At 31.9% G+C, this 26893-nt stretch carries 24 protein-coding genes and 1 tRNA gene; 14 read left to right on the forward strand and 11 right to left on the reverse strand.

Translation table 11 applies throughout. The features are described from left to right. Window positions 1–131 precede the first annotated feature (131 nt). Both PW5551_RS01805 and PW5551_RS01810 read right to left on the reverse strand, forming a co-directional pair. Window positions 132–1277 (reverse strand): Gfo/Idh/MocA family protein, encoded by a 1146-nt coding sequence (locus PW5551_RS01805; protein WP_113073964.1) that lies wholly within the window; start codon window positions 1275–1277, stop codon window positions 132–134. Between the two features lie 43 nt (window positions 1278–1320). Beyond that, window positions 1321–2415 (reverse strand): Gfo/Idh/MocA family protein, encoded by a 1095-nt coding sequence (locus tag PW5551_RS01810; protein WP_113073966.1) that lies wholly within the window; start codon window positions 2413–2415, stop codon window positions 1321–1323. A gap of 236 nt (window positions 2416–2651) precedes the next feature. Here PW5551_RS01810 and PW5551_RS01815 point away from each other — a divergent pair, with 236 nt between their 5' ends. Beyond that, a complete protein-coding gene (locus PW5551_RS01815) occupies window positions 2652–3407 on the forward strand; it encodes a glucose 1-dehydrogenase (RefSeq protein WP_113073968.1) in 756 nt (251 codons plus the stop codon). Between the two features lie 171 nt (window positions 3408–3578). Here the strand turns inward: PW5551_RS01815 and ackA are convergent, their stop codons facing one another. Continuing rightward, window positions 3579–4784, reverse strand: a complete 1206-nt coding sequence (gene ackA / locus PW5551_RS01820) for an acetate kinase (RefSeq protein ID WP_113073970.1) — start codon at window positions 4782–4784, stop codon at window positions 3579–3581. A gap of 333 nt (window positions 4785–5117) precedes the next feature. Between ackA and PW5551_RS01825 the strand changes: the two genes are divergently transcribed. From PW5551_RS01825 to PW5551_RS01835, 3 genes are all read left to right on the forward strand, one after another. Beyond that, the gene (locus PW5551_RS01825; RefSeq protein WP_113073972.1) at window positions 5118–6341 is read left to right on the forward strand and encodes a hypothetical protein; all 1224 of its coding nucleotides are present in this window, start codon (window positions 5118–5120) and stop codon (window positions 6339–6341) included. A gap of 40 nt (window positions 6342–6381) precedes the next feature. Next, complete coding sequence (locus PW5551_RS01830) at window positions 6382–7395, forward strand: alpha/beta hydrolase (protein ID WP_113073974.1); 1014 nt, start codon at window positions 6382–6384, stop codon at window positions 7393–7395. A 372-nt stretch (window positions 7396–7767) separates the two neighbouring features. Then, window positions 7768–7843: transfer RNA gene (locus PW5551_RS01835), tRNA-Pro, on the forward strand. A gap of 44 nt (window positions 7844–7887) precedes the next feature. On the opposite strand, the gene PW5551_RS01840 is transcribed toward PW5551_RS01835, so the two are convergent. The 3 genes from PW5551_RS01840 to PW5551_RS01850 form a co-directional block, all read right to left on the reverse strand. Further along, the gene (locus PW5551_RS01840; RefSeq protein ID WP_113073976.1) at window positions 7888–8487 is read right to left on the reverse strand and encodes an isochorismatase family protein; all 600 of its coding nucleotides are present in this window, start codon (window positions 8485–8487) and stop codon (window positions 7888–7890) included. A gap of 42 nt (window positions 8488–8529) precedes the next feature. Further along, window positions 8530–9291 (reverse strand): YdcF family protein, encoded by a 762-nt coding sequence (locus tag PW5551_RS01845; protein WP_113073977.1) that lies wholly within the window; start codon window positions 9289–9291, stop codon window positions 8530–8532. Window positions 9292–9755: 464 nt separating this feature from the next. Next, complete coding sequence (locus tag PW5551_RS01850; RefSeq protein WP_113073979.1) at window positions 9756–10832, reverse strand: lipopolysaccharide assembly protein LapB; 1077 nt, start codon at window positions 10830–10832, stop codon at window positions 9756–9758. Window positions 10833–11083: 251 nt separating this feature from the next. Here PW5551_RS01850 and PW5551_RS01855 point away from each other — a divergent pair, with 251 nt between their 5' ends. Further along, window positions 11084–11437 carry an encapsulin-associated ferritin-like protein gene (locus PW5551_RS01855; protein WP_113073981.1) on the forward strand — a complete coding sequence of 118 codons (354 nt, stop codon included), beginning with the start codon at window positions 11084–11086 and terminating at the stop codon, window positions 11435–11437. A 33-nt stretch (window positions 11438–11470) separates the two neighbouring features. Next, a complete protein-coding gene (locus tag PW5551_RS01860) occupies window positions 11471–12268 on the forward strand; it encodes a family 1 encapsulin nanocompartment shell protein (protein ID WP_113073983.1) in 798 nt (265 codons plus the stop codon). Window positions 12269–12319: 51 nt separating this feature from the next. Here PW5551_RS01860 and dnaA read toward each other — a convergent pair whose 3' ends face one another. Continuing rightward, on the reverse strand, window positions 12320–13684 hold the full coding sequence (dnaA, locus tag PW5551_RS01865; RefSeq protein WP_113073985.1) for a chromosomal replication initiator protein DnaA: 1365 nt from the start codon (window positions 13682–13684) through the stop codon (window positions 12320–12322). A gap of 561 nt (window positions 13685–14245) precedes the next feature. On the opposite strand from dnaA, the gene PW5551_RS01870 reads away from it, so the two are divergent. The 5 genes from PW5551_RS01870 to PW5551_RS01890 all read left to right on the forward strand — a co-directional run bounded on the left by PW5551_RS01870 (window position 14246) and on the right by PW5551_RS01890 (window position 19723). Further along, window positions 14246–15748 carry an ABC transporter substrate-binding protein gene (locus PW5551_RS01870; RefSeq protein ID WP_113073987.1) on the forward strand — a complete coding sequence of 501 codons (1503 nt, stop codon included), beginning with the start codon at window positions 14246–14248 and terminating at the stop codon, window positions 15746–15748. Window positions 15749–15834: 86 nt separating this feature from the next. Continuing rightward, window positions 15835–16842 carry an ABC transporter permease gene (locus tag PW5551_RS01875; RefSeq protein WP_113073988.1) on the forward strand — a complete coding sequence of 336 codons (1008 nt, stop codon included), beginning with the start codon at window positions 15835–15837 and terminating at the stop codon, window positions 16840–16842. Between the two features lie 11 nt (window positions 16843–16853). After that, entirely contained in the window at window positions 16854–17729 is an 876-nt protein-coding gene (locus PW5551_RS01880; RefSeq protein WP_199562150.1) for an ABC transporter permease, read from the forward strand. A gap of 4 nt (window positions 17730–17733) precedes the next feature. Then, window positions 17734–18723, forward strand: coding sequence for an ABC transporter ATP-binding protein (locus PW5551_RS01885; protein WP_113073990.1), 990 nt, complete (start codon window positions 17734–17736; stop codon window positions 18721–18723). Next, complete coding sequence (locus PW5551_RS01890) at window positions 18716–19723, forward strand: ABC transporter ATP-binding protein (RefSeq protein WP_113073992.1); 1008 nt, start codon at window positions 18716–18718, stop codon at window positions 19721–19723. The genes PW5551_RS01885 and PW5551_RS01890 overlap by 8 nt, the downstream gene beginning before the upstream one ends. Window positions 19724–19728: 5 nt before the next feature. On the opposite strand, the gene murJ is transcribed toward PW5551_RS01890, so the two are convergent. The 4 genes from murJ to PW5551_RS01910 are packed head-to-tail and all read right to left on the reverse strand — an operon-like array spanning window position 19729 to window position 23036. After that, a complete protein-coding gene (gene murJ / locus PW5551_RS01895; RefSeq protein ID WP_113073994.1) occupies window positions 19729–21216 on the reverse strand; it encodes a murein biosynthesis integral membrane protein MurJ in 1488 nt (495 codons plus the stop codon). 34 nt (window positions 21217–21250) lie between these two features. Continuing rightward, window positions 21251–21880: a uracil phosphoribosyltransferase gene (gene upp / locus PW5551_RS01900; protein ID WP_113073996.1), complete on the reverse strand. Its 630-nt coding sequence runs from the start codon at window positions 21878–21880 to the stop codon at window positions 21251–21253. Window positions 21881–21918: 38 nt separating this feature from the next. After that, window positions 21919–22101 carry a hypothetical protein gene (locus PW5551_RS01905; RefSeq protein WP_199562151.1) on the reverse strand — a complete coding sequence of 61 codons (183 nt, stop codon included), beginning with the start codon at window positions 22099–22101 and terminating at the stop codon, window positions 21919–21921. Window positions 22102–22139: 38 nt separating this feature from the next. Continuing rightward, entirely contained in the window at window positions 22140–23036 is an 897-nt protein-coding gene (locus tag PW5551_RS01910) for an aldo/keto reductase family oxidoreductase (protein WP_113073998.1), read from the reverse strand. A 134-nt stretch (window positions 23037–23170) separates the two neighbouring features. On the opposite strand from PW5551_RS01910, the gene PW5551_RS01915 reads away from it, so the two are divergent. From PW5551_RS01915 to PW5551_RS01925, 3 genes are read left to right on the forward strand one after another with little or no spacing between them, the layout of a single operon-like run. Further along, complete coding sequence (locus PW5551_RS01915) at window positions 23171–23992, forward strand: HAD-IIA family hydrolase (RefSeq protein WP_233488395.1); 822 nt, start codon at window positions 23171–23173, stop codon at window positions 23990–23992. Further along, window positions 23985–24542, forward strand: coding sequence for a methionine synthase (locus PW5551_RS01920; protein WP_199562152.1), 558 nt, complete (start codon window positions 23985–23987; stop codon window positions 24540–24542). Before PW5551_RS01915 ends, PW5551_RS01920 begins: the two co-directional genes overlap by 8 nt. Further along, a complete protein-coding gene (locus PW5551_RS01925) occupies window positions 24535–26856 on the forward strand; it encodes a homocysteine S-methyltransferase family protein (protein ID WP_113074003.1) in 2322 nt (773 codons plus the stop codon). Before PW5551_RS01920 ends, PW5551_RS01925 begins: the two co-directional genes overlap by 8 nt. The last annotated feature ends 37 nt before the right edge of the window (window positions 26857–26893 follow it).

A 26893-nucleotide genomic window follows, 5' to 3' on the forward strand; every position in this document is an offset into this window, starting at 1 on the left:
TTATTATAACATTTTTAAACCATTTGTTATTTAAAAATATATAAAACGCTTATTACTTTTTTCACAAATTAAAACCAAAAATGTCGAAAATTAAAAAGAGAGACAAACTTTTTTGTCTCTCTTAAGTTCAATTAGTATTTTATCCAAGTAGAGCCTTTGTTTGAACTTTCAACGCATTTTTCTATAAATCTCATTCCATCAATTCCATCATCTATAGTTGGGAAATCAAGATCCTTTTGTTCTAAAATCTCTCCTTTTTTCTTTTTAATAATGGCATTAATGAATTTATCATAAACTCTGGCAAACGCTTCAACATATCCTTCTTGATGTCCACCTGGAGTTACATATTCTTCTTTAATAAAGTCATCAACCTCTTTACTACCACGAGATAGGGTAACAAATGGATGATCAATCTTCGAAACTTTTAAATAGTTAGCTTTTTCCTGTGACCATTCTATAGAACCCTTTGTGCCATATATTCCAAAATCTAAGGAATTTTCATGTCCGATTGAAATCTGGGAACTCCAGTATATCCCTTTGGCACCGTTGTCGAAATTTATAAGTATTGAAGCATTATCATCAAGTTTATCAGGTTCAACAAATTTATCCATTCTAGCGCATAATGATTTTATCTTTAATCCCGTTACAAAAGAAACAACATTTTGTATATGAACACCTATATCAGCAACACAGTTGGAAATTCCTGAAAACTTAGGATCAGATCTCCACTCATGCCTCGAATTTTTTCCTTCAAATGGTACCTTTGCCATCCATTCACTAATATATCTGGAATTAACAAACCTTACATGCCCAATCTCTCCTCTTCTAACTATCTCTCTTGCATATCTTAACATTGAATAACCCGTGTAAGAGTATGCAACGGCGAACAACAAGTGGTTTTTCCTGGCTATTTCTTTCAATTCTTCCGCCTCTTTTAAGGTGATTGTTAACGGTTTTTCGCACATAACATTTATTCTACTTTCTAAGAATTTCTTTGCAGTTTCAAAATGAGAGCTGTTCGGTGTAACAATAGAAACAAAATCTATCGTATCAGCTCTTTTGGACTCTTCTTCAGCCATCTCTTCGTAATTTTTATACAGCCGTTTTTCATCGATCTTCAATTCTCTCCCCGTTGCTAAGGTGTTTTTGAAATTTCTAGAAAAAGTCCCTGAGACTAATTCTGCCTTTGAATGTAGATTTATGGCTTTTCTGTGAACTATTCCTATTTGAGATCCTTTACTGCCACCTACCATCCCATATGTAAGTTTTTTGCCCATAATTAGTTTTCCCCTCCTTTTTGAAATTTAACGATATGTATTTTTAAAAATCAACCCACCTGGAAGCATTTTTTGAACTTTCGACACATTTTTCTATAAACTTCATTCCTCTAAGGCCAGCGTTCACACTTTGAAAACTACAGTTTTCATTATTAATCTCTTCACCATTTTTCTTGCGAATTAAATCAGAAATAAAATTATTGTAAGTTTTTATAAATCCAATATTTGTACCTGATACTTCATCTTCGTCTAAAAAAATCTCTTCTGTATAATTTTCGTATAATATGTTCAATTTATTTGATTCTTTAAGATACCATTTTAAAGTTCCTTCAGAACCAAATATAGAAAAATTAAAGTTATTATTTTCTCCAATGGCTATTTGTGACATCAATAAAAGTCCCTTAGAGCCATCTTTGAAATTTATCATAACAGTAGAATTATCTTCTAACTTTCTTGATTTGCCAAAGGTATCTAACCTAGCGCATATTGAATCATAATCTTTTCCTGTTAGATACCAAACCATATTCTCAACATGGCTTCCGATATCTGCTGTAGTATTGGCTAACCCTGTTTGATTGGGGTCTAATCTCCATTGAGCTTGCTTATTTTCTTTTTCTATTTCTTTAGCGAGCCACCCTTGAATATATTGAACGTTAACAAATTTGATATCTCCAATCTTTCCACTATCAATTATTTCCTTTGCTTTTGAAATAGCTGGATACCCTATATATGAGTAAGTTACACAAAAAAGAAGTCCTTTTTCGTCAGCTAACTTTTTAAGTTCCTCTGCCTCCGCTACTGTTGTAGTTAGAGGTTTATCGCAAACTACATTAATCCCTTTTTCCAAAAAAGCTTTTGATATTTCATAATGTGAAGAGTTTGGAGTAGCTATAACAACAAAATCAATTTTTTTCTTTTTCTTGCCTTCTTCTTCTGCCATACTTAAATAATCTTTGTATAACCTCTCTTTTTTAATGCCCCATTTTTTGGCAGTTTTTAATGTCTTGTCAAAGCTTCTGGAAAAACAACCCGTTACTAATTTTGTTCTTCCATCAAAAGAAATAGCGTTTCTATGAGCTTCTCCTATCATTGAATCAAGAGCTCCTCCAACCATACCGTAAGTTAGTTTTTTAGACATAAAAATTCTCCTTTTTTTTATAATTAGAAATATTATACAATTTTTTAAAAAATAATCAAAAATAGTTAGTTTATTCAAATGTAATATAATAAAAAATAAAATGTATTTATGTTAATCATAAAGTTATGAAAAAATTTTCTTTTTTGTGGTATAATTAATTCTGATAAAGAAAGTTTCAATAAAATAATCAAATACTAAAAAATTTATATCACGATAGGTTGAGGAGGTATCATTTTATGGAAGGAAGATTAAAAGGGAAAGTTGCTATTGTAACTGGTGCTGCAAAAGGTATGGGAAAGGCAGAAGCTGAATTATTTGCAAAAGAGGGGGCAAAAGTTGTAGTTGCTGATGTTTTAGAAGATGAAGCAAAACAGGTTGCAGATAATTTAAATAAGAACGGGTACGAAGCAATGGCTTGTAAGTTAGATGTTTCAAAATCAGAGGAATGGAAAAAAGTTGTTGATACGGTAGTAGAAAAATGGGGTAAGGTAGACGTTCTAGTAAACAATGCAGGCATATTAAGCATGGCAGGTGTGGAAGATACATCAGAAGAAGAATGGGATAGAGTTATGAATATCAATGCGAAAAGTCAATTCTTAGGAATGAAATATGTAATACCAGCTATGAAAAAAGCTGGAAAAGGTTCTATAATAAACATTTCTTCAATATATGGAATTATTGGTACTGGAGCTGCTGCAGCATATCATGCTTCAAAAGGTGCTTCGAGATTACTTACAAAAACAGCTGCTGCTGAATTTGCAAAATACAACATCAGAGTTAATTCCATACACCCAGGTGTTATAAGAACGCCAATGACAGATGACTTATTAAAAGATGAAAATGCGGCTAAAGGACTATTAGGGACAACTGTATTAGGAAGACCAGCTGAACCAGAAGAAGTTGCCAACGGTGCTTTATTCCTAGCTTCCGATGAATCTTCTTTCATGACTGGTTCAGAACTGGTTATAGATGGTGGTTACACAGCTTTATAAAAAAGAGATACCAATCAAAAACATCCGCTTCAAGGCGGATGTTTTTTTATGTTATCTTTTTGATCCTTTTTTTAAAGATAAAGAAATTAACTAAAAATAATTGTAAATCTATTTAACAAAATATCTAATAATTTCAACTACAAAATTTCTGTTTGAATTTCCCTAGTTTAACTAATTATTTTTATCAATTAACTCTTTGGTTTCTCTTGCTATCATCAACTCTTCATTTGTGGGTACAACTATAACCGTAACTTTTGAATCAGGCGTACTAATGATTCTTTCTAAACCCTTGAAATCATTCTTTTCTTTGTCTATCTTAATACCTAGATAAGATAAATAATTTTCACATATTTCTTCTCTAGTTACAGGAGAGTTTTCTCCAACTCCTGCAGTGAAAACCAAAACATCAACACCGTTCATCGCAGCAGCATACGCTCCTATATACTTTGCTATTCTGTATTCGTATATATCAAGTGCTAACCTACAAGTTTTATCTCCCTCTAAGGCGTTGTCTTCAATATCTCTCATATCGCTTGAAAATCCTTTTGTTAAACCATATACACCACTCTTTTTATTCAATATGTCTACTACTTCTTTTGCGGTTATACCTTCTTCCTGAGCTAAGAATGAAACTACAGCTGGATCTAAATCACCACTTCTTGTTCCCATTACTAATCCTTCTAAAGGTGTAAATCCCATGGAAGTGTCGATGGATTCTCCATATTTTACAGCTGCAATTGATGCTCCGTTTCCAATATGGGCAGTAATGATTTTCAAACTTTTCACATCTTTTCCAATTATTTCTGCGGCTCTTCTTGAAACGTATTTATGACTTGTCCCGTGGAATCCATATCTTCTTATTTTGTATCTTTCATAGTATTCGTATGGGATGGCGTATAAGTATGAGGTTTTAGGCATAGTTTGATGAAAAGATGTGTCAAAAACCGCTACCTCGGGAACATTTGGCAAAAGGTCCATTGCTGCTTTTATACCCATTACATTTGCAGGATTATGTAAAGGGGCCAAGAAAGACATCATTTCTATAGTATCTAAAGATTCTTTGTCTATTATAACTGATGATGAGAATCTCTCTCCTCCATGAACAACCCTATGCCCGACTGCGTTAATTTCATTCAGAGATGAAATGACTTTGTATTCATCCGATGTAAGTAAAATTAAAACATCCTTCAAACCATCTTCATGGTTTTTAATCGGCTTTTCTATAATTTGTTTTTTTTCATCTACTCTGTGAATTATTCTAGAACCTTCTATTCCTATTCTTTCTACTAAACCCTTAGCCAATACACTTTCATTGGTCATATCTAATAATTGATATTTTATAGAAGAACTACCAGAGTTGATAACTAGAATTTTCATAATCTTCCTCCTTGCTGAATTTTTGTTCCTTTAATTATACAGCATAGTTGAGAAATTTTCAAACAAAAATATCCAAAATTCAGAGAAAAATAATTCTAATTCAACACTAAAATTTTTGAATATATTTGCTAGAATATGACAACTAATTTCAACAATATCATGATTTTGTGTTATAATATTATTAAATTATATAAAGAACATTCATTTACGATACAAGTAAAAAAATGTTAGTTTATCCAGTGAGCGATTTTTAAATCAATTCAAAGGAGAAGGGTTATCTGTTAAATTGAACTTTGCGTTTGGTTTTTAATCAAATATAAAGGGGGGGAATCTTTGAAAGTCAGACTCATTAGTATGTTTTTGTTATTGGCAGTGTCTTTTATGGCATTTTCAACGACCTTAACAAGTTTTGATAGTGAATTAAACACATCATTACTAGAAGCTATGGGAAAGAGACAGTTTTTTGAAATTGGAGTGGAAGGAGATATTTTTCTTTTTCAAAACGCTTATGATTATACTAATCTACTAAGTATTGTCGGAGATTTTATTTCACAGGATTTTAGCTTAGATTTTGTAGAATTAACAGATACAAGAACTTTTGATTTTGAAACTTCAGATAATATGAACGGTCATTTTCTTGTTAGCATTGCAGATTTTGGGTTGGGTGTTGTTGGTAGTTTTGATTTAAGAAATAACTTTCAAATGTCTGATGATTTAATCTTAGCAGTGAACAATAAATCTTCTAAAACAGGGAAAATTTCCTTTGATTTGGATACCTTGTTAAAATTTGGTTTATATGGTTCATATAATTTTGAAGGAATCTCGGTTGGGGTATTATACAATTTCTTGTTACCTTTGGTTTATGCTCCTGAGATGAGTATGGATTATGATTTAAATCAAGATTCAACAAATTCTTCTTTGTTTTTAGATACAACTTTACAATTGTATTCGCCTTTTAACGATGAAGATTTGAATGAATTTATGGAAAGAAGAGTAGATGTAGTACCATTATTTTCAAAAGTATATGAAAATGGGGGGCAAAGTTTAGATATTGGTGTGACGTTTGGAGAATCTAGTGATCCTGTTTTTGGATTTGGAGTAAACAATATTGAGATAAAACAACCTACTTTCAAAAATGAGATTACTTATGAAACAACATTTGAGATTTCGTCAGATGGAGTTGCCACCCCATCTGAAGATTCTACATTGACATCTAAACCTTTTTCCGATCATGTTGAATATCCTGTTCCTTTGGCATTATCAGGATTTTTAAGAATACCTTTTGACATTTTTGATATATTGACCTATGGGGAATTCTTGATCGACGATCAAAAAATTAACTGGGGAGTTATGTTAAAATCATCGCTTTTTGGTTTTATTCCTTTATCCTTAGGAATAGAGTATTTTAATGATTATTGGGCTACTAGCGTAGGATTTGGTTTAGATACCCGTATAATTGAAAATAGAACAGAAATAGGTTTAAAATCTAAAGATTTAGATACTTTAATTGATCTAAGAGGGTTTACTTTTAAAACAAGTTTTGCGATAGGTTTTTAATTTAGATATACAAACTAAATTAAGGAGAATAAATTAAAAAATGTTTGAAGATGTGAGAAAAATTGATTTTAGTTATAAAAGAGGAGATATAGATTTTTCACGGGCTTTTATAAATAAGGGGGAGAATTTTAGAGAATCCTTAGTCAAATTTTATTCAAAATATTATTCACCGAAAAAAGGAACAGAAACTGTTGAAGTATTTATTTTTGAACCTAAAGGGAAGGTATTAGGGGTAGGACTTATTCTTCATGGTTTGGGCACGAAAAATATCTCTTATATTTTAAAAATGGGGAAATATTTTTCTCGGTTGGGGATAAGAGCTATAGTACCAATATTACCAGAGAATTACACTAGAACATCTCATGGTTCAATGAGCGGTAAAAATTATTTTTCAAGTGATATCAACACCATTTTAAACACATGGGAACACGCTGTGGTTGATGTATTGTCTATAATAGACTTTTTAAAAATGAATAAACTTTGGCATGAAAAGAATTTTATGGTTGGATATTGTCTAGGGGGAATGGTATCTGTAATAGCTAATGCTTTAAACCCATCAATTGATCATACTTTTATAATAGCCAGCGGTGGCAATATGGCTGAACTCATATGGGATTCTCCAACTTTAGAATATACAAGAAGAGAACTCCTAGATAATGCTAAAGTATCCGCTTATTTGAACGATAGAGAAAGACTCGTAAGTACAATTAACAAATCTTTTGAAAAAATATCGCAATACCATACTGTTTCAGATATATTAAATTCTGATATTCACCCACTAATGAAAGTGGACCCTGCAGTATATGCTAAATTTTTGTTGAGAGAAAAGGTAACTTATTTGGAAGCAAGATTTGATAGAACTCTTCCAAAAAGCACAAGAAATCTCTTGTGGAAAAATTTAGGAAAACCCCGAAAAATCTTGATACCTATAGACCACATTTCTTGGTTGCCTTTTCAAAGGTTAATTTCAAACATTATTATCAACGAAATGAGGTTTGAAGGTATAGGCTACCGACCAATTAACCTTAGATATTTAGCAAAATCATATAAATAAAAAAACTCGATTTTATCATAATATGATACCTCCAAAGTATACACGTAATTAATAAAAATTGCGAAACTGCTTTGGAGGTATAATATTATTAAAATTGGCTTTAATTCCCCTCTTGAGAGGGGTGGATGCGACGTTCTTTGTCGCAGCCGGGGTGTGGCCACAGACGGGGTAGTTGCTTTTGAATTGGATTTTCAATTTGCTAAAAGCAAATTAAAGAGTGACTACCCCGTCTGCAGCATAAAACGCTGCATCCACCCCTTCGAGGAAGGGGAATTGTGTTGTGTGTTCGAAATTATAGAAGAATTCAAAGATTTATTGTGCATAAAAATTTGACCATAAAAAAGAAATATGATATAATTTCTCTAGCTATAACGGAGCGTAGCGCAGTTGGTAGCGCGTCAGCATGGGGTGTTGAAGGCCGCTGGTTCAAATCCAGTCGCTCCGACCAATAAAGTGGGATATTTTAATTTTATCCCACTTTATTTTTGTTTTTTACAGGATTTTTCCAAATTTTTCTTCTATTATTTCTTTAATTGATTTTTTATTTACTGATTTAATAAACCTGGATACAGGGTAAACTTTATAACCTCTTTTTATAGCATCTTCTATTGTAGATATTACACAAACATCTCCAGCTAATCCTAAAACTATTAAATTTTCAATTTCATTTTCTTTTAGTAAGTTGTCTAACTCAGAAGGTTCATTATCTAAAATATTCTTATAAAAAGCGGAATAACTATCTCCATTTATATGAATTCCTTTTTTAATCAAGAAATCATAAGTTTTTATAAACAACTGATTTCCATAAGTTCCTTTAACACAATGAACAGGCCATTTATTAAAAGACATATGATTTTCTGGATGATCATCCATACTTGCGAAAATTTTAAATCCGTTTTGCCTCATAACTGATAAAAAATTATTTAATTGATCGATCCATTCTTCTGTGGTTCCTTCAACCGGTAATTCATCAGGACACCTTTCTGTAAATCCATTTTGGCAATCTACACATAATATACCCGTATTGGTTGAAGAAAGAGTTAGAGTTTTTAAAATTTGGTCAGTTATGTCGAAAATATCGTTATTATCCATACTAATCACTCCTACCAAGCCATATATAGTAAATATGGGGAATCATTTTTCTATATTGTATTTGATTAATCCTAAGTATTCATGCCAAGCTGACGAATTTGCTTTTAAAAATTGAATATCAGGTAAAAAATCGTAGAAGTTCCATTTTTTTCTAGAAATTAAATAATCACAAGGAACAGGGGTGATCTCTATATTATCGTATTCTTTAAAATATTTCATCGCTCTAGGCAAATGAATAGCACTAGTTACAAGAAAAACTTTTTCTATTTTATAATTTTCCACTATTTGCATTGATAATTCGGCATTTTGTTTTGTATTTTTTGCTTGTTCTTCAACAAAGATATTTTCGGGTTCAACCCCTAGTTTTATCAATTCATTTTTCATAACTGTTGCTTCAGCAACCTGCATCCCCATAAGCTTACCGCCGGTAACTATTATTGGAGAGTTCAATTGCTGATAAAGTAAAAATCCTTGGTATACTCTTTTCATCGCACTATGAGATAACTCTCCCAGCTCTCTTCCGGGGGTTTCAGGGATGATTCCTCCACCTAGTATGATAATAATACTTGGCTCGTTTAATGGCCTTATTTTTGAAATCTCTAAAGGTTCGTATTTGTTTTCCAATGGAAAAACAAGTAACTTAGCAAACCACCCTGATGAAAAGGCATAGAAGGTAATAGATAAAACTAAGAGAGAATAATAAAATTTTTTATCTTTAATGAATTTTAACATTAAGAGAATTAGCGTTATAAAAATAAAAATCCCCGGTATTTCAATAAAAGCAGTAAAGATGTCATATAACATAATATAGCCACCTAAAAAAATAGAAAATAAAACTACTGAGCATTGTGTAAAAACCTAAAGGAACTTTTGTGACCTTTTTTCTTAAGTTAAACAAAATTAATAGAAACATACTCAATGCAAGAACGGGAAATATGAAAAAACCAAGAATAAAAGTAAGAACTGTCAACAGTTTTACGTCTCCAAACCCCATCTTTTTATGGTACCAATAATAAAAGGTTAAAAGGAATATTATTAGAGCATACAAAAGATTAGAGAGTTCAAAATTCAATATTGCGATGATTAATAAAACTGCTATCCCTAAATCCGGTATTAGAAAAGTATAATAGTCATATAATCCAATAAAAAAAAGCGTATTAGCAACAACTATACTTTGCCAGTTAAAAGAAGTTTTTAGTATAAAAAAATTAACTACTATTATAAATAAAGTTATAATTATTAATGAAAAATGTTGTCTTTTATTAATTTTACACCTTTTCTATCTCTTCTAATTGATCTTTCGATAAGTTGTTATTTAATATATCTTTTAATCCGTATATATACCACATATAGTTTTCTTTAACTTCGTTATAAATTTTCTTTGCTTCTTCTATCTTTTTATCTTTCAAATAAGGAATTACTAACAAAAGTTTAAAATGTTGATGGTCTTTGTTTTGTTCCACAAATTTTTCTATAAAATTCTGAACTTCCTTATATTTTTGGTTCTCGAACATAACTTTAGCCCACACTTCTATATCGCTGGAGTATTCGGGTGTGGAATTTAAGATCTCTTCTTTTAATTCGTTTGCTTCTGTTTTTCTAGACAGGTTTTCATAAATTGAAGATAGTTCATACTTACCAAGTATGCTATTTGGAAATCTATTTAAGAATTTTTCTAAAACATGTGCAGCTTTTTCATAAGATTCTTTCTGAATATAAGCATCTGCTATCATAAAATAGGTTACATAATTATTAGGAGATAGTTCTAATTCTTTTTTCCAAATTTCAGCTGCTTTTTCATATTCTCCTAGATTAAAATACAGTTCTCCCAATTCTGATAAAGCCGCTATATTCCAAGGATCTAATTTAATTGCTTTTTCTAAATATTCTCCGCCTTCTTCTATTTCTCCTTTTTCAATTAGAACAGAACCCATTAATTCATATGCTGGAGCGAAACTTGGATCAATTTTTAATATAAACTCTATGACTTCTTTAACAAACTCAAAATTCTTTTTATCTGCTTCCAGAAGAACAGTATCGAATAAGCCGTTCAAAGAAATATGTGCTAAATCGGAATAACTAATATTAAACTCAGAAAGATAAGAAATGAATTCAGAAAGTACAAAAGGATAAATCACGAAGTTGGAATTTAAACCAGGTAAGTATTTAATAAGTTTTTCTATTTTATTAGATTCTTCTATAAATTTTGAATTATGCTTTAAATCCGCTTTCATTAACTCAAAATCACCTTCATATAGAAATTCACAAAGTAAAATCGGAAACGGAGTTAATTCTGTGATCTCTACTGAATCATTATCAAGATTCATTTTAACTATGTTCTGCATGATAATCTCCTCCCTCATTAATTGATATTATTTTAAGTTTTTTCTTAGTAAATATTATAACATATTTAACTTTTGTTAAGAAATATATAGTGACTAATTATAATTACTTTTTTCTACAAAGGTTGATATATGTGTTTTTCTTAGAAAGTAAAAGAGATCTGAAACTTTTTGAAAATTACTGAAAATATTATATAATAATGAAAAAGAAAGGATTTACTATAAATAATGAAAACAAAAGGAGGGATAAGTAAATGGGAGACTATCATGTACCCTACGAAGAACTTAGTGAAAAAGACCGTTCTTTTATGTTTGCGTTGAACAGTTTGAAGGAAGAGATTGAAGCAATTGATTGGTATAACCAGAGAGCATCAGTTTCAAAGGATCCTACTATAAAAGAAGTTATGGAACATAACAGAGACGAAGAAATTGAACATGCGGTAATGCTTATAGAATGGCTCAGAAGAAATATGGAAGGCTGGGATGAAGAATTAAAGACGTATCTTTTTACTGACAAACCATTATTGCAAGTTGAAGAAGAAACTTTAGAAGGAGAAGAAAAATCTTCTTCAAAGGGAGATTTAGGGTTAAGAGATTTGAAGGGGTAATTTTTATACGACATTTTGAAAGGAGGATGGAAAATGGACTTTTTAAAACGTAATTTAGCTCCAATAACAGAAAAAGCTTGGAAAGAATTAGAAGGAAGATCCAGAGAGATTTTTAAAAATAAATTAAGAATGAGAAAAGTAGTTGATATTGAAGGTCCTTATGGTTGGGAATATTCTTCTTACAATCTGGGTTCTAACGAACTAGTCGATAATCCAAGGGATGGTTTAGGATGGGGAATTAGGAAAAGTTTACCTCTTATAGAAGCTAGAAATACATTTGTTTTAAAACAGTGGGAATTAGATAACATAGAAAGAGGATGCCAGACTCCTGATTTAGAAGGCTTGGAAACAGCTGCAAAACAATTTGCAGAGTTTGAAGATAATATAATTTTAAAAGGATTAGAAAGAGCTAACATAGTTGGTTTACAAAAAGTAGCTAAAGAAAATTTAGTAAAAAGTTCTAATCGTGATTTGAAGGTTTTTATTAAGTCATTATCAGAATCAAAAAAGAGATTTATGGAGCAAGGAATTGAAGGGCCATATACTTTATTGATTAATAGGGAAATATGGGAAGAATTATTTTCACAAAATCTTTCTTATCCTTTGGACAAACTTATTGAACAAATAATTGATACTACAGTGAAACCAATTCATAACTTAGAACAGTCATTTTTTATTTCGAATAGAGGCGGAGATTTCAAATTAATTTTAGGTCAAGATATTTCGCTAGGATATCAAGATAAATATGAGGAAGATTTAAAGTTCTTTTACACGGAGACATTCACTTTTCACATTCTAACGCCAGAAGCAATAATTGGTTTGGAATTATAACCACTATTTTTTTAAAGAAGAGGTTTTAGAAAATTATTTAAAACCTCTTCTTTAAATTGCTACTAATCCTCTATCTCCTTCGAGTTTTTCTTTTACATTGTTTATTTTATCTCTTACAACATCATTCCCCATTAATAGAGAATGTTCTATTTTCTTTATCGAATGAATAATAGTAGAGTGATTCTTATCTAGTTTTTCCGAAATATCTTTAGTTTTCATCTTTAATATTGTCTTAAAAAGATAAGCTAGAACTTGACGAGCCAAAGCTATATCTTTTTTTCTTGAAGAAGAGAAAATTTCTTTACGTTCTATATTGAATTCATTAGCTACAGCATTAATAAGAGTGTCGACTTTTATAGACTCAAGTATCTCGGGAGATTGGAATTTTAATTTATTTGAATTCATGCGAATCATAGAATCTACTATCTTTTTTGCCGATTCAATATTTACAGGTAAACCTGAAATCTGACTTTGTATAAGTAAATTCATTATAGCGCCGCGCAGTTTTCGCAAGTTCTGATCGATATGTTCGGCTAAATAATGAGCGACATCATCTGTAAGTTGTAAAGAAATCATCTGAGCCATCTTTTTTGCTATTAAATATTTTGTTGTTTTATCAGGTATTTGAATATCTGTAATAAGTCCCATTTCGAATCTGCTAATCAACCTTGGATGAAATGTTGCTAATTCTTGAGGTGTCCTATCAGAACATATAACTATCTGTTTTCTTGAGTTAAAAAGTGTGTTAAAGGTATGGAAAAGCTCACTTTGAACAGTGTTTTTACCAATTAAAAATTGCACATCATCTATTAAAAGAAAATCGATATTTTTCCTGAACCGCTCCCTGAATTTCTCCATCTCACTGGCTCTGATTCCATCCATCATCTGATTCATAAAATCTTCTGCAGTAATATATTTAACTTTCAAATCAGGGGAGTTCTCCATTAAATAATTTCCGACAGCGTGAAGTAAATGAGTCTTGCCAAGTCCCACATCGCCATAAATAAAAAGAGGGTTATATTTCCCGGGATTTTTACAAACTTCTAAAGCAGAATAATAAGCGATTCTATTTGAGTTTCCTGTAATAAAACTATCAAAAGTAAATTCGGGGTTAAAATCAGAAAGTTTCAATGGTCTGTTTTTTATAATAGGGCCACTAACAGTTTGCTTATGTTCCTTATCTATAGAAATTTCTTTAAAAACGATTTCTAACCTCTTGCCTGTTATATTGTTAATAGTATCTTTAATTATTGAACCGAACCTTTTTTCGACCGTTTCTTTTATAAATAAATTACCTAATCCGATTATAACTTTTTCTTCATCAAGCTCTAGAATTTTCGCAGTAGAAAGCCAATTGTTCCAAGAATCTCGAGACATATTAGCACGAAGTTTTTCAAGTAGTATATCTTTATCCATTAATTATCACTCCTTGGAATGAAACCTAATATATAGATTATCATATAGGATGAACTTAATCAAGAAAATTTTTGATTAAAAATCCGATTAGATACTATTTAAGCGTATTATATCTTATGGAATTCATATAGCCCTTATTCCTAAAAGATTTAAGAACTGAAATTTTATAAGTGAACTGTTAAAAAAATGTTTTAAAAGATAGATATGTATACTATACATATGTATTATTTTTGAAATAATAAGAAATATTAATATATATTATGTTAAATTAAATAGAAAAAAACTTATAATGCCTATAAAACTAAGTTTTCATGAAAGTAAGGATGGTCAGAAAGATTAAAAGTTGAAATATCTAATATTATATGAAAATTTATTTCTTGACTCTCTAACTTATTAAGTGTATAATATAAAAGGTTAAATCAAAGCAAAGAAAGTTAATACAACACATTAGATATGAAAAAAATATCATTATTTTAAACACAATGAAAATTATTTCATACTCAAAAATAAACTTTGGGTAAAGTTACGGTGGCTTATTACTATTATACGAGGAGGGATTTTATGAAAAGGTATTTGTTAAGTGCGTTAGTTTTGGTAGGTTTATTCGTAGGTGTTTGGGCACAATCAACCATCGTTGTTGGAACTACTGATAAAATAAGAACGTTAGATCCTGCGTTATGCTATGATTATTTTTCAAGTAATATATTACAAAATGTTTTAGCAGGACCTGTTGATTATGAAGTGAATTCAACGGAAATTGTGCCTAACCTTTTTGAGAGTTGGGAGGTTTCGGAAGACGGTTTGGAATACATATTTCATGTAAAAGAGGGAGCTGTTTTTGAAGATGGGACTCCTATTGATGCGAATGTTTTTAAATTTTCTTTCGATAGGGTTATAAAACTTGGAGGAGATCCAGCATTTTTACTTTCGGATATTGTAGAAAAAACTGAAGTAGTAAGTGATTATTCATTTAAAGTCACTCTAAAATATCCATTTTCAGCATTTGTATCAGTTTTAGGTTATACGGTAGCTTGGCCTGTTAATCCTAATGTATTTTCCGCTGACAGTTTTTATGATGGAGCTCCATCAGCTTCTGGGCCATATAAAGTTACAGAATGGATAAGGGATGTTAGAATTACCCTTCAAGCCAACGAAAAGTACTTTGGAGAAAAACCAAAAACTGATAGAATAATCATTTTGTTTTATGAAAATGCAGCAACTTTGAGATTAGCTCTGGAAACAGGTCAAATCGATGTGGCATTCAGACATCTCGATCCCAGAGATATTCAGGATATGAAGCAAACTGGAAACGTACAAGTTATTCAAGGGGAAAGTCCTCAAATTAGAATGATGGTTTTTAATGCTCAAAAAGCTCCATTTGATGATCCGTTGGTTAGACAGGCGATATCTTTAGCGATAGAAAGAGATGTAATAGTAGAAGATGTCTTTTTAAATATGGCATCACCTTTATATTCTCTTGTCCCTATGGGAATGTGGAGTCATGAAGATGTTTTTCAGGATGGAGATCTGGACTCTGCAAAACAACTTCTATATCAAGCAGGTTATGATGAAAGTAATAAATTAGTAATAGATCTTTGGTATAGTCCCACTCATTATGGAACAACAGAAGCCGATGTGGTCCAAGTAATTATGGAATCCTTAGAAAAAACAGGTATAATCGATGTCAATTTACAATATGCTGAATGGGCAACATATGTTGATTATTTCCTAAATGGAAATATGGGTATGTTCTTGCTAGGTTGGTACCCAGATTATATAGATCCCGATGATTATCTATGGCCATTTTTAAGTGAAAGTGGAGCACGATCTATGGGAAGTTTTTATGAAAATCCAGTAACTGAAGCTATTATGAGAGCGGCTAGAATAGCTACTGATATTGAAACAAGAGAAAAATTATATCATCTTGTTCAGTTAGATCTAGCTTATAATGTACCGTATGTACCACTATGGCAGGGGATTGAAACGGTGGCAGCTCAGAAGAATATAAAAGGGATCTTGTTAGAGCCATCGCAAATATTCAGATATTATTTGTTGTATAAATAGTAATTTAATCAACTTCTATAGTTTTATTATAAAATTACATAATTGCCCCGATTATAATCGGGGCAATTTTAAGAAAGGTGGTTCCAGTGTCTTTAAGAAATTATATTATTGTGAGAATCTTATTAGCTATACCCATGCTCTTTGTTCTTCTAATAGTTATATTCGTTGTAATTAGAATTATTCCAGGTGACCCAGTTGCAGCGATGCTTGGAGGAAGAGCTTCGCAAGAAGTAATTGAAGCTAGAAGAGCAGAACTTGGTTTGAATGATCCCATTGTAATACAATTTGTTAAATATGTAGGAGGCTTGTTTAAGGGTGATTTAGGAACTTCTACAATGACTGGAAGGCCAGTTCTTGATGAAATATTAGAAAGGTTTCCAGCAACTTTAGAATTATCCATATTTGCTTTTATTATAGCGGTATTGATAGGAATATTTTGGGGATCAAGAGCGGCTTTAAAAAGAGATAAGCCTGTAGATATTGTTGCAAGAGGATTTTCAATGCTTATGTATGCAGTGCCTGTGTTTTGGTTTGGATTAATGATGCAATATATTTTTGGAATGCAGCTGAGGCTACTTCCAATTGCAGGAAGGATTAGCGCTACAGTCGAATTCGAACAAATAACAGGGTTATTTTTGTTAGATTCTATCTTAAGATGGAATGGGGTGGCTTTTTGGGATGTTCTAAAACATTTAATCTTACCAGGAGTAACTCTTGGATTAGTTATTTCAAGTATATTTTTAAGAATGGTTAGAAATAATACGATATTAACTTTAACCTCAGATTATGTTAAATCTGCTAAAGCAAGAGGAATTCCTGAGAATAGAATACTATATAGACATGCTTTAAGGAACGCTTTAGTGCCTATTTTAACTGTAATGGGTTTACAATTGGCTCTACTGATGGCAGGTGCTGTGTTGACGGAAACTACTTTTTCATGGCCAGGAATAGGGAGTTACTTGATCATGAAAATACGATATAGAGATTTTCCTGCAATTCAAGGCACAATCGTATTTTTTGCGATTTTTGTAATAATTATAAATATTATAGTAGAAATAATTAACGCATTAATAGACCCCAGGGTTAGATACTGAGGAGGGTTTGCATGGAAGAAAAAAAATTTGTTTCCTCAAAAATAGCAAAACGTTTTTCTAGAATTTTTAAAGGTTCAAATGCGTGGATTACTTTTGTTGGTTTAGTTATTTTAATATTTTATGTTTTCTTAGCTATTTTCTCTCCGCAGATAGCTCCTTATGATCCTACTGCACGTGTAGGAAGATCTTTGACACCTCCGAGTAGCGAATTTTGGTTTGGAACGGATAATCTTGGCAGGGATGTCTTTAGTAGAGTTGTTTATGGCGCAAGGATAGCATTGACAATAGCTTTTGTTTCTGTATTGATTGCATCAGTTATAGGCATACCCTTAGGATTATTATCTGGTTTTGTCGGGGGTATTTTTGATAGAATCATGACAATCATCATGGATGCAATTTATTCTTTCCCTGGATTAATACTAGCAATAGCTATTGCAGCCTTTTTAGGACCAGGTGTTTTGAATATAGCTATTTCTATAGCTGTTGTTTACATCCCTACCTATTTTAGAGTTATTAGAAATCAAGTAGCGTCTGTAAAAAACGAACTATATGTAGATGGAGCCAGAGCAATAGGGGCTTCAAACTTGTCAATTTTGGGTAAATATATATTGCCTAATGTACTTCCTTCTGTAGTGGTTGTCCTTTCTATGAATTTGGCGGACGCAATAATGACAGAAGCGGGTCTAAGCTTTTTGGGTTTAGGAATAGCTCCTCCAACTCCTGATTGGGGATTCGATCTGAGTAATGGTCAGAGATTCATTTTGAGTGGTGCATGGTGGGCGCTAACTTTCCCTGGCATTGCCATAATGACCGTAACACTTGGTTTTTCTATGTTTAGTGAAGGTTTAAATGAGATGTTGAATCCTACAATAAGAGAAAGAAGGTAAAAAAGTGTTAGAAATTAACAATTTAAAAGTCTATTATAAAAGTGATGATGGATTAATTAAAGCAGTTGATGATGTCAGCTTTAAGGTTAATGATGGAGAAACATTAGGCTTGGTAGGAGAGTCAGGTTGTGGTAAATCAACCTTAGGGCAGGCTCTTATGAAAATACTTCCAAGAAATGCTCAGATTTATGGGGAAATTATTTTAAATGAAAATGAAATATTGAAGATGAACGAAAAACAAATGAGAAAAATTCGAGGAAAAGATATTACTATGATTTTTCAGGATCCAATGACGTCTTTAAACCCTATTATGAAAGTAAAGGATTTATTTATTGAGATGGTTCAAGCGCATTTTCCTGATATATCTGAGGAAGAAGCGATAGGAATGGGAGGAAGGGTTTTAAAAGATGTAGGAATTGATCCAAGTAGAATGAGCCAATACACATTTCAATTTAGTGGAGGAATGAGACAAAGAGTGATGATTGCATTAGGTTTGGTTTTAAAACCATCGTTTGTAATTTCCGATGAACCAACTACTTCATTGGACGTTATAGTTCAGGCTCAAATTATTGAATTAATGCAAAAACTTAGAGATGAATATCAAATGTCTATGTTGCTTATTACTCATGATTTAGGTGTAGTTGCTCAACTTGCCGATAGGATAGGAGTTATGTACGCAGGTCATTTAGTTGAAATTTCTTCAAAAGAAAATATTTATTACAATCCAAAACATCCGTACACTAAGGCACTTCTTGAATCTATTCCGAATACAGACATTAAAAACAAGAATTTAAAATATATTCCTGGTAGCCCACCGAACCTGATAAATCCTCCAAAAGGTTGTCGGTTTGCCCCAAGGTGTGAGTATGTAATGGATGTTTGTAAAGAACAAGAACCAAAAACTTATAATGTAGAAGGTTCTAACGTAAAATGTTGGCTTTACGAAAAAAGTAGACAATTAAAGAAAGTTAATGTGGGTGGTTTTGATGGATGAAAATTTGATCTTGAAAATAGAAAATTTAATTAAGTATTATCCTATAAAAAGGACTATAGGTGAAGCTTTAACCCGCAAACCTCCTAAATATGTTAAAGCAGTAGATCGCATTAATTTAGAGGTGAAAAAAGGAGAAACTCTTGGATTAGTGGGAGAGTCTGGAAGCGGTAAAACTACTACGGGGAGGTTAGTTACCAGGTTAGAAGATCCAACAAGTGGTAAAATAATATTTAAAAACAATGATATAAGTAAATTTTCTAAAAAAGAGTTAAAAAAGGTTAGAAAAAGTATTCAAATAATATTTCAAGATCCTCTTGCAGCTTTGAATCCACATATGAGAGTGGGGGAGGCTGTTATGCACCCCTTACAGATTCATAATGTTGGAAAAAGCCGAGAAGAAAGGCAGAAGATAGTTTTGGATATGTTAGAAAGGGTTCAGCTATCTCCAGCTCAAGAGTATTTTAATAGATATCCACGTGATTTGTCTGGCGGTCAGAGGCAGAGAGTAGTAATTGCAAGAGCGTTGATCTTACATCCCACTTTTGTAGTTGCTGATGAAGCAGTAGCTATGTTGGATGTATCAGTAAGATCTCAACTTTTACAATTAATGATTGATTTGAAAAGCGAGTTTGATCTAACTTATCTTTTCATTACCCACGATTTAGCCACTACCAAATATATATGTGACAGAATTGCCGTTATGTATCTAGGGAAAATAGTAGAAGTAGGTGATTTTGAGCATATTTATACAAATCCGAGTCATCCTTACACTCAAGCACTGATATCAGCAGTTCCAGAACCTGATCCAAAAAGCAATAAAAAAAGGATAATACCGAAAGGAGAAGTTCCCAATGCAGTGAATATCCCAACAGGTTGTAGATTTCATCCACGCTGCCCTTATGTAAAGGAGATTTGTAAAGTTCAAGAACCCATTTTAAAGGATATAGAAACTCATCAAGTGGCTTGCCATTTGTATGACTCTGAATATGAAAAAGTGTAGTCTTACTACTTTATTTTTCTGAAAATTAAATTTACAGCTTGTTTTAACTTTTTAGAACCAAATAGGTATGCTGAACCAAAATAAACTATTACACATATGAATATAAATATAAGGATCATTAGTCTAGAAGTAAAAAAATCTTTGAAAAGTATTATAAAAATTGTCATTACCATACTAGACATAAATATTTTTAAAATTTCAATCCAATCATATCTTTCCAGTGCCATGAAATATTTTGAACCAGTCATTACCGTACCTATAAAACCAGCAATGGTTGTTGCTAAAGCAATTCCAACAACTCCATATCTAAAGGCAAGTATTACATCAAGAACTGCATTTATTGTTAACATAACAACTGCCACAAAAGAAGGATACTTTGTATTTAATCTTGAATGGTATGTTCTTATAAATATAGTGTGTAATGAATAAAAAGGAAGACCTAACGAGTAAAACAATAAGGTTCTAGAAGTAATAACAGTGTCAGAAGCGGTAAAACTCCCATGCTGATAAATTAAGGCAACTATCTCTGTATTCATAAATATCAAGCCCAACATAGAAGGTATGGTAAAAAACAGAGTTAGTTCTATGCTATCTTTTAGGTTTTTATTGTATTCTTTGTCATCCATAATACTTGAAGAGTGGGAAAGCTTTGGTAAAAGTGCGTTTGCAACACTAACAGCAAAAATGCTCAACGGAAGTTGGTAAATTCTTAATGCATATTGTATTGTGGAAACTCCTCCTGTACCTGTCCATGTAGCTATATTGGTGTCGATTAAAGTGTTAAGAGTTCCTACCGCTACACCTAATAGTGCAGGGCCAAAAAGGTTTAAGATACTTTTTAAATCTTTTTTGTTAAAGTCAAAGGTTATCTTGTAGTTTATTTTTCGTAAAATATAAAAGACTAAAAGAAATTGCAATATCCCTCCTATTGTAAATCCTATAGCAGGGCCTAGTATTTTAGGAGCAAAAAAAGAAGATAGAAATATAAATATTATACTTGAGAGGTTAGAAAGTGCTGGAGCAAATGCAGGGCCAAAATAGATATCTTTGCTGTTCAAAACCCCAGTAATTACTGCCCATAGCGAGATGAATATGATGAAGGGATAAGTTATTTTAAGTAGATAAGACGTTAAAGACATAGTAGATTCTGATAAACCAGTTCCTAATACAAAAACTATTTGATCAGAAAAGAAAAAAATAGGTATATATAGTAAAACGGTAGTGATTAATACAAACCAAACAGTTGTGCTGAAAAAAACTTGAGAATCTTTTCCTGTTTTTCTTGTAAATAAGGGAATGAAAGCTGATGAAAGAGCTCCATCAGCAAAGATTTTTCTCAAAAAAAAAGGTAAGATTATTGCAACTAGATAAGCATCGTACTCTGCACTTATTCCAAAATAATGGGCAAATGTAGCATCCCTTAAAAGGCCAAGAAGTCTACTTATCAAAGTTGCTAGAGAAAAAAGGAAAGTATGCCTCAACAATTTCGACATTTATTCTGCCCCCGATATTTCTAGTATGTTAATATTATTTTGTTCTATATAACCTATCCCCGGCATCACCTAAACCAGGTAAAATATAAGCTTTCTCATTTAACTGTCTATCCAAAGCAGCTGTAAAAATTTTCACATCAGGATTTTCATCTAAAACAACTTCAACACCTTCCGGAGCGGCTATAAGAGACATAATTGTTATATTGTTTCCTCCATGTTTTTTAACCTCTTTAATAGCGTGATTCATTGAATGTCCAGTAGCAAGCATAGGATCTACAATAAAGATCTGGTGGTCTTCAGTTAAAGGAGGGAACTTCTCATAATATTCAACAGCATTCAATGTTTCAGGGTCTCTAAAAACTCCTAAAAAACCAACACATGCATTTGGTACTAGGGAAAGAACTCCTTCCAGCATTCCAAGGCCTGCTCTTAAAATAGGAACTATAGTAACTTTCTTATCTTCAACCATTTCTCCTTTTGTATTTTCAAGAGGAGTTTCAACTTCTACTTCAACGGTTGGAAGGTTTCTTGCAGCTTCATATGTTAAAAGAAGAGTGATCTCATTTAATAGCTCTCTAAACTCTTTTGGCCCGGTATCTTTATTTCTCATTATAGCAAGTTTATGCTTTATCAAAGGATGGTCAACAACTTGTAGGTTATTCATTTATAAAAAAACACCTCCCAAATTCTTTAAAAATTTTCTCAACCCAGAAAAGATATTGCAACTGAACTCCCATCTAACTCCTTGATCGCTCTAAAAACGTCTATACCCTTTCCTGCTCTGTAATCTTTTGTCTTATTAACCCTTGTTGTATCATTAGGTTTTAATTCATCTAAATAAATATACCTATCTAAACATGGGTTAGGAGTTAGGGTAAATATCATCCTTCTTTATATTTTGTTAGAATCTTAATAATAGTATTTCATGGCACATCATGTCCAAGGCCTGCTTTATAGATCTTAAACCAAAGTTCTCTTGGCATTTGTAAATCTAAAGCTTCTATGGCATTTTTAAGTCTTTCTATTTTTCCACTTCCAGAGATAGGAAGTACCTTCAATGGATGACTTAGAAGCCATGAATAAACGATAGTATCCAATTTATCTATATTTAACTCTTGAGCCACCTCTTTTAATGCGGTAAGTATTCTGATACTCTTTTCATTAGTGGCATCAAATAATTTACCACCCGCTAAAGGTGACCATACCATGGGGTTAACATTCTTTTCTAATAGGAAATAGATATTATCGTTTTGAAAATGTTCCAAATTGTATGGAGATAACTCTATTTGGTTTGTTACAATCGGGATACTTAACTTAGATTGAAGAGTTTTAAACTGTTGGATAGAAAAGTTTGAAACCCCGAAGTATAAAACTTTACCTGATTTATGCAATTCAATAAAAGCTTCGGCAATTTCCATGGGGTCCATTAAAGGGTCTGGACGATGAATAAGAAGAAGATCTATGAAATCAGTGTTCAAATTTTTTAAAGATTGGTCTACTGAGTTTATGATATGTGATTTTGTAGTATCGTAGTAATGGATTCTCCTTTTTTCTTTGTTTGGAAGAACTATACCTGTTTTTGTAACTATTTGGATCTTACTTCTCAAAGAAGGGTTGTTTTTAAGTACTTCACCAAATAGAGATTCACAAGTATAATTTCCATAAATATCCGCATGATCAAAAGTGGTAACTCCTAAATCGATAGCCTTTAAAATAAAATTCTCCGTTTCTTTAACTGAAAAATTCCATTGGTTCAGCCTCATCATTCCCTGCACGATACGGGAAAGTTCTAATGCACTGTTGGAAACATTTATCTTCATCTTTTCGCCTCACAGTATTTTGAGATTTCGCTGGTAATATTATAACATATTTTTCTTCTTGAAGAATCTTCATTTTCTGATTTATGGTATACTATAATGAAGTTTAAAAAATTTTTCATAAAAGGAGCTTGGTTGTGATATATACTGAGGAAACTTTAAAAAAACTAAAAGAAACAGATTTATTTGTTCTGGATATAGATGGTACTTTTTATGTTAGTCAAGAGTTAGTTGCAGGAGCTTTAGAGTTTTCAAGCTTATTGAAAAAACTAAACAAAAAATTGATTTTCTTAACTAATAATTCCAATAAATCAAAAAAAGAATACTTAAAAGAGTTCAAAAGTTTAGGTTATCCGGTTAGAGAAAACGAGATTTATACAGCTGGAATAGCCGCTGCTGAATACATAAAAAATAAATTTGGTAAAAAGAAGATATATCTGGTAGGAACTTCATCTATAAAGCAAGAGTATAAGAAGTATGGGCATGAGATAGTAGAAAATTCTCCTGAGATGGTTGTTGTAACTTTTGATAAGAGTTTGACTTATGATAAGTTGGCAAAAGCATCGATTTTTGTATCAAATGGGGCATTCTATGTTATTACGAATCCAGATTTAAATTGTCCGACCAAAGAGGGACCAATTCCTGATACAGCCTCTATTGCTAGTGCTATTTCAAGAGCAACAAATAGAGAACCAGATCTTATCTTTGGAAAACCTGATCCAAAAATTCTTGAAATGATTATGAAGGATTTTGAAATATCACCAGAAAAAACTTGTATGGTTGGAGATAGGCTTTACACCGATATACTAATTGGGATAAACGCGGGAACTTTGACAGCTTTAGTATTAACGGGAGAAGCAAAGTTAGAAGACCTAAAAGGCATTGCAATAAAACCGGATATAGTAGTTAGTAATTTAGGTGAGTTAGCAAAATTAATAAAGGAGAAAGAAATTGGCTGAGATATACATTCCTCAAAATTACGAAATTATGCCTCAAAAAAAGTTTTATTTACTTAGAGCCGGTTTTGATGGGAAAAAACTAGAAGTTAATGAAAAACTTAAAGGTGAAATAAATAGAATATATTTGTTGGGATTAAAGTTAGCTAGACCGAAAGCAATTATTGAAAGTTTTAAAGTAGATTCCATACCAGTAGATTTAATACCTAAATCTTTTGCAAAAGTTAAATCTATAACTTTTTTTGCATCAACATTAGGTGAAGAGATAGATAATTATGTTTCAAGCTCAAACGTTTTAAGCTCAATGCTCATGGATGCGTGGGCCTCTGAATCTTTAGAGGCTTTTAATGAGTCGATTGACAAGAGTTTAAGAGAAAAATTTAGAAAAGGTACAAGGAGGTTCTCGCCTGGATATTCTGATATCGATATAAGAAAAAATTGGGATATCGTTAACCTTATACTTAAGACAAACCTTGTAAAAGTAAACAAGAACACGGGCATTATAATCCCAAGAAAAAGTACAATATGTATGATAGGGTGGTACGATGAATAGAAAAGATTTCTTACAACTTCTAAATGAAAAGATTTTGATTTTAGATGGAGGATACGGCACAGAGTTTATTAAAAAAGGATACTCCAAAATTCCAGCAGAAGTCTTAAATATAAAGTATCCAGATGTTGTGTACGATTTACAAAAAGAATATGTAAAAGCTGGTTCAGATATACTTTTAACAAACACTTTCAGTGCAAATAGAAAAAAGTTAAGAGAATTGGGTTTTGAAAAAGAATTTGAACAAATAAATGCGCAAGCTGTTCAAATTGCAAGAATGGCATCTAATCAAACAACTTTAGTATTTGGGGATTTGTCTTCTTTGGGGGAGTTTCCAAAACCTATGGGAAAGCTTGATATGGATGAAGCAATAGAAGAGTATTATCAGCAAGCGAAGGTACTTTTTGAAAACGGAGTCGATGGTTTTATAGTAGAGACTATGACAGATATCAAAGAACTTAAAGCAGCGGTTTATGGTATAAGAAAGGTTACTGATAATTTACCTTTAATTGCTCACATGACTTTTGAAAGTAATGGACGTTCTGTAACGGGTACTTCTGTTGAAATATTTGCTAATGTTTTTAACGATTTGGACGTCGATGTTTTAGGTATAAATTGTACCTTAGGTCCTGAAGAACTTTTGAGAGTTTTTGAAAGGTTATCTCTTTCGACGAATAAATTTTTATCGGTTGAGCCAAATGCTGGAAAACCTATATTTGACGGGGAAAAATTGGAGTATAAAATGTCTCCTGAAATATTTGGAGTATATACTGAAGATTATTTAGATGCTGGGGTTAATATAATAGGTGGTTGTTGTGGAACTACTCCCGAACATATAAAAGTAATAAGAAAAATGGTTCAAAGAAGGCCAAGAAATATATCGAAAGAAATACCTGTTATGTACTCTTCAAGAACCATTTTGAAAACATTTCATCCTTTTACTGTAATTGGCGAAAGAATTAATCCTGCAGGAAGTAAGAAGTTTCAAAGTGAAATAGAAGCATTTAATTTTGAAAGAGTTATTAAAAGGTCTAATAGTCAGAAAAAGGCTCAGGCTGATGCTATAGATTTGAATTTAGGAATCGAAAAAATATTAACAGAAGAACATTTTATACAGATTGTAAATGAGTTAGACAAACACTCATCACTCCCCATATCTTTTGATATTCAAAATTTCGATTATTTAGAAAAGGCATTAAAAGAGTATCCAGGAAGAGCAATAATAAACTCATCAAAACTTTCAAAAAAAGATTTAGAAAGAAAGTTGGAATTAATCAAAAAATATGGTGGATTATTAATATTATTAGCTCTTGAAAAAGAGATACTAGAAACTGCGGAAGAAAGGTTTCAACTTGTTGTAAAAAAATGGCCATTAATAAAAGACAAAGGTTTTGAAAAAAATAGATTTATTATCGATCCTTTGGTTTTGTCATTAGGAGCTAACAACGATCCAAAAATTACATTAGAACTCATAAAATTACTTTCTCAAAGTGGCTTCAACACAACTCTTGGGCTTTCCAACTTAAGTTTTGGTTTGCCAGATAGAAAGTTTATCAATGCAGCATTTTTATCAAGAGCTAGGTATAACGGACTAACTTCAGCAATCATGAATCCAGAGGACGAATTTTTGATGAATACTTTGAAAGGGAATTTGCTACTAGATAAAAACATAGTAGCAACCAATAAAATTGAAGATCAAGACGAATTAACTGAAAAGATTCTTCAAGGTGAAAAAGAAGAAGTAAAGAAGATAATTGAAAGAGAATTGGAAAGCAAAAGTCCATTGGAAGTCAGTCAAAAAATTCTCGGTGAATCTATGGAGAATATAGGAGAATTATATGCGAAAGGGAGCATATACCTTCCAGAATTATTGCTGGCTGCTGAAACAGTGAAACCTATCTTTGATTATCTAAACCAAATGATTCCTGCAACTGAAAGTAACAAAAAAGCAAAGGTAGTGTTAGCAACTGTTGAAGGAGATATTCATGATATTGGGAAAAATATAGTGGGATCAGTTTTAAAAAGTGGTAACTTTGAAGTAATTGACCTAGGAAAAGACGTAGAAACCAAAATTATAATAGATGCTGTAAAAAAACATTCTCCAGAGATACTAGGATTATCTGCTATGATGACAACGACAGTTGGAAAAATTGAAGAAGTTGTGAAAGAATTAAAAAAATACGGTATTAATGTGAAAGTTATTGCGGGTGGAGCATCGATGAACAAAAAATTGGCAGAAAATTTTGGATGTGACGCTTATGCAAAAGATGCTAGCGAAGGTCTTAAAATCTGTAAAAATTGGGTGTCTGAATTATAAGAAATTTACAAAATAGAACGGAGACAACTTTGTGGTT

The organism is Petrotoga sp. 9PW.55.5.1 (assembly GCF_003265365.1).
Taxonomy (GTDB): Bacteria; Thermotogota; Thermotogae; order Petrotogales; family Petrotogaceae; genus Petrotoga.

Excerpts from the sequence above, each read along its gene's own strand:
- PW5551_RS01805 (WP_113073964.1), bottom strand. The coding sequence starts at position 1,277 with ATGGGCAAAAAACTTACATATGGGATGGTAGGTGGCAGTAAAGGATCT.
- PW5551_RS01810 (WP_113073966.1), bottom strand. The coding sequence starts at position 2,415 with ATGTCTAAAAAACTAACTTACGGTATGGTTGGAGGAGCTCTTGATTCA.
- PW5551_RS01815 (WP_113073968.1), top strand. The coding sequence starts at position 2,652 with ATGGAAGGAAGATTAAAAGGGAAAGTTGCTATTGTAACTGGTGCTGCA.
- ackA (WP_113073970.1), bottom strand. The coding sequence starts at position 4,784 with ATGAAAATTCTAGTTATCAACTCTGGTAGTTCTTCTATAAAATATCAA.
- PW5551_RS01830 (WP_113073974.1), top strand. The coding sequence starts at position 6,382 with ATGTTTGAAGATGTGAGAAAAATTGATTTTAGTTATAAAAGAGGAGAT.
- PW5551_RS01840 (WP_113073976.1), bottom strand. The coding sequence starts at position 8,487 with ATGGATAATAACGATATTTTCGACATAACTGACCAAATTTTAAAAACT.
- PW5551_RS01845 (WP_113073977.1), bottom strand. The coding sequence starts at position 9,291 with ATGTTATATGACATCTTTACTGCTTTTATTGAAATACCGGGGATTTTT.
- PW5551_RS01850 (WP_113073979.1), bottom strand. The coding sequence starts at position 10,832 with ATGCAGAACATAGTTAAAATGAATCTTGATAATGATTCAGTAGAGATC.
- PW5551_RS01855 (WP_113073981.1), top strand. The coding sequence starts at position 11,084 with ATGGGAGACTATCATGTACCCTACGAAGAACTTAGTGAAAAAGACCGT.
- PW5551_RS01860 (WP_113073983.1), top strand. The coding sequence starts at position 11,471 with ATGGACTTTTTAAAACGTAATTTAGCTCCAATAACAGAAAAAGCTTGG.
- dnaA (WP_113073985.1), bottom strand. The coding sequence starts at position 13,684 with ATGGATAAAGATATACTACTTGAAAAACTTCGTGCTAATATGTCTCGA.
- PW5551_RS01870 (WP_113073987.1), top strand. The coding sequence starts at position 14,246 with ATGAAAAGGTATTTGTTAAGTGCGTTAGTTTTGGTAGGTTTATTCGTA.
- PW5551_RS01880 (WP_199562150.1), top strand. The coding sequence starts at position 16,854 with ATGGAAGAAAAAAAATTTGTTTCCTCAAAAATAGCAAAACGTTTTTCT.
- PW5551_RS01890 (WP_113073992.1), top strand. The coding sequence starts at position 18,716 with ATGGATGAAAATTTGATCTTGAAAATAGAAAATTTAATTAAGTATTAT.
- murJ (WP_113073994.1), bottom strand. The coding sequence starts at position 21,216 with ATGTCGAAATTGTTGAGGCATACTTTCCTTTTTTCTCTAGCAACTTTG.
- upp (WP_113073996.1), bottom strand. The coding sequence starts at position 21,880 with ATGAATAACCTACAAGTTGTTGACCATCCTTTGATAAAGCATAAACTT.
- PW5551_RS01905 (WP_199562151.1), bottom strand. The coding sequence starts at position 22,101 with ATGATATTTACCCTAACTCCTAACCCATGTTTAGATAGGTATATTTAT.
- PW5551_RS01910 (WP_113073998.1), bottom strand. The coding sequence starts at position 23,036 with ATGAAGATAAATGTTTCCAACAGTGCATTAGAACTTTCCCGTATCGTG.
- PW5551_RS01925 (WP_113074003.1), top strand. The coding sequence starts at position 24,535 with ATGAATAGAAAAGATTTCTTACAACTTCTAAATGAAAAGATTTTGATT.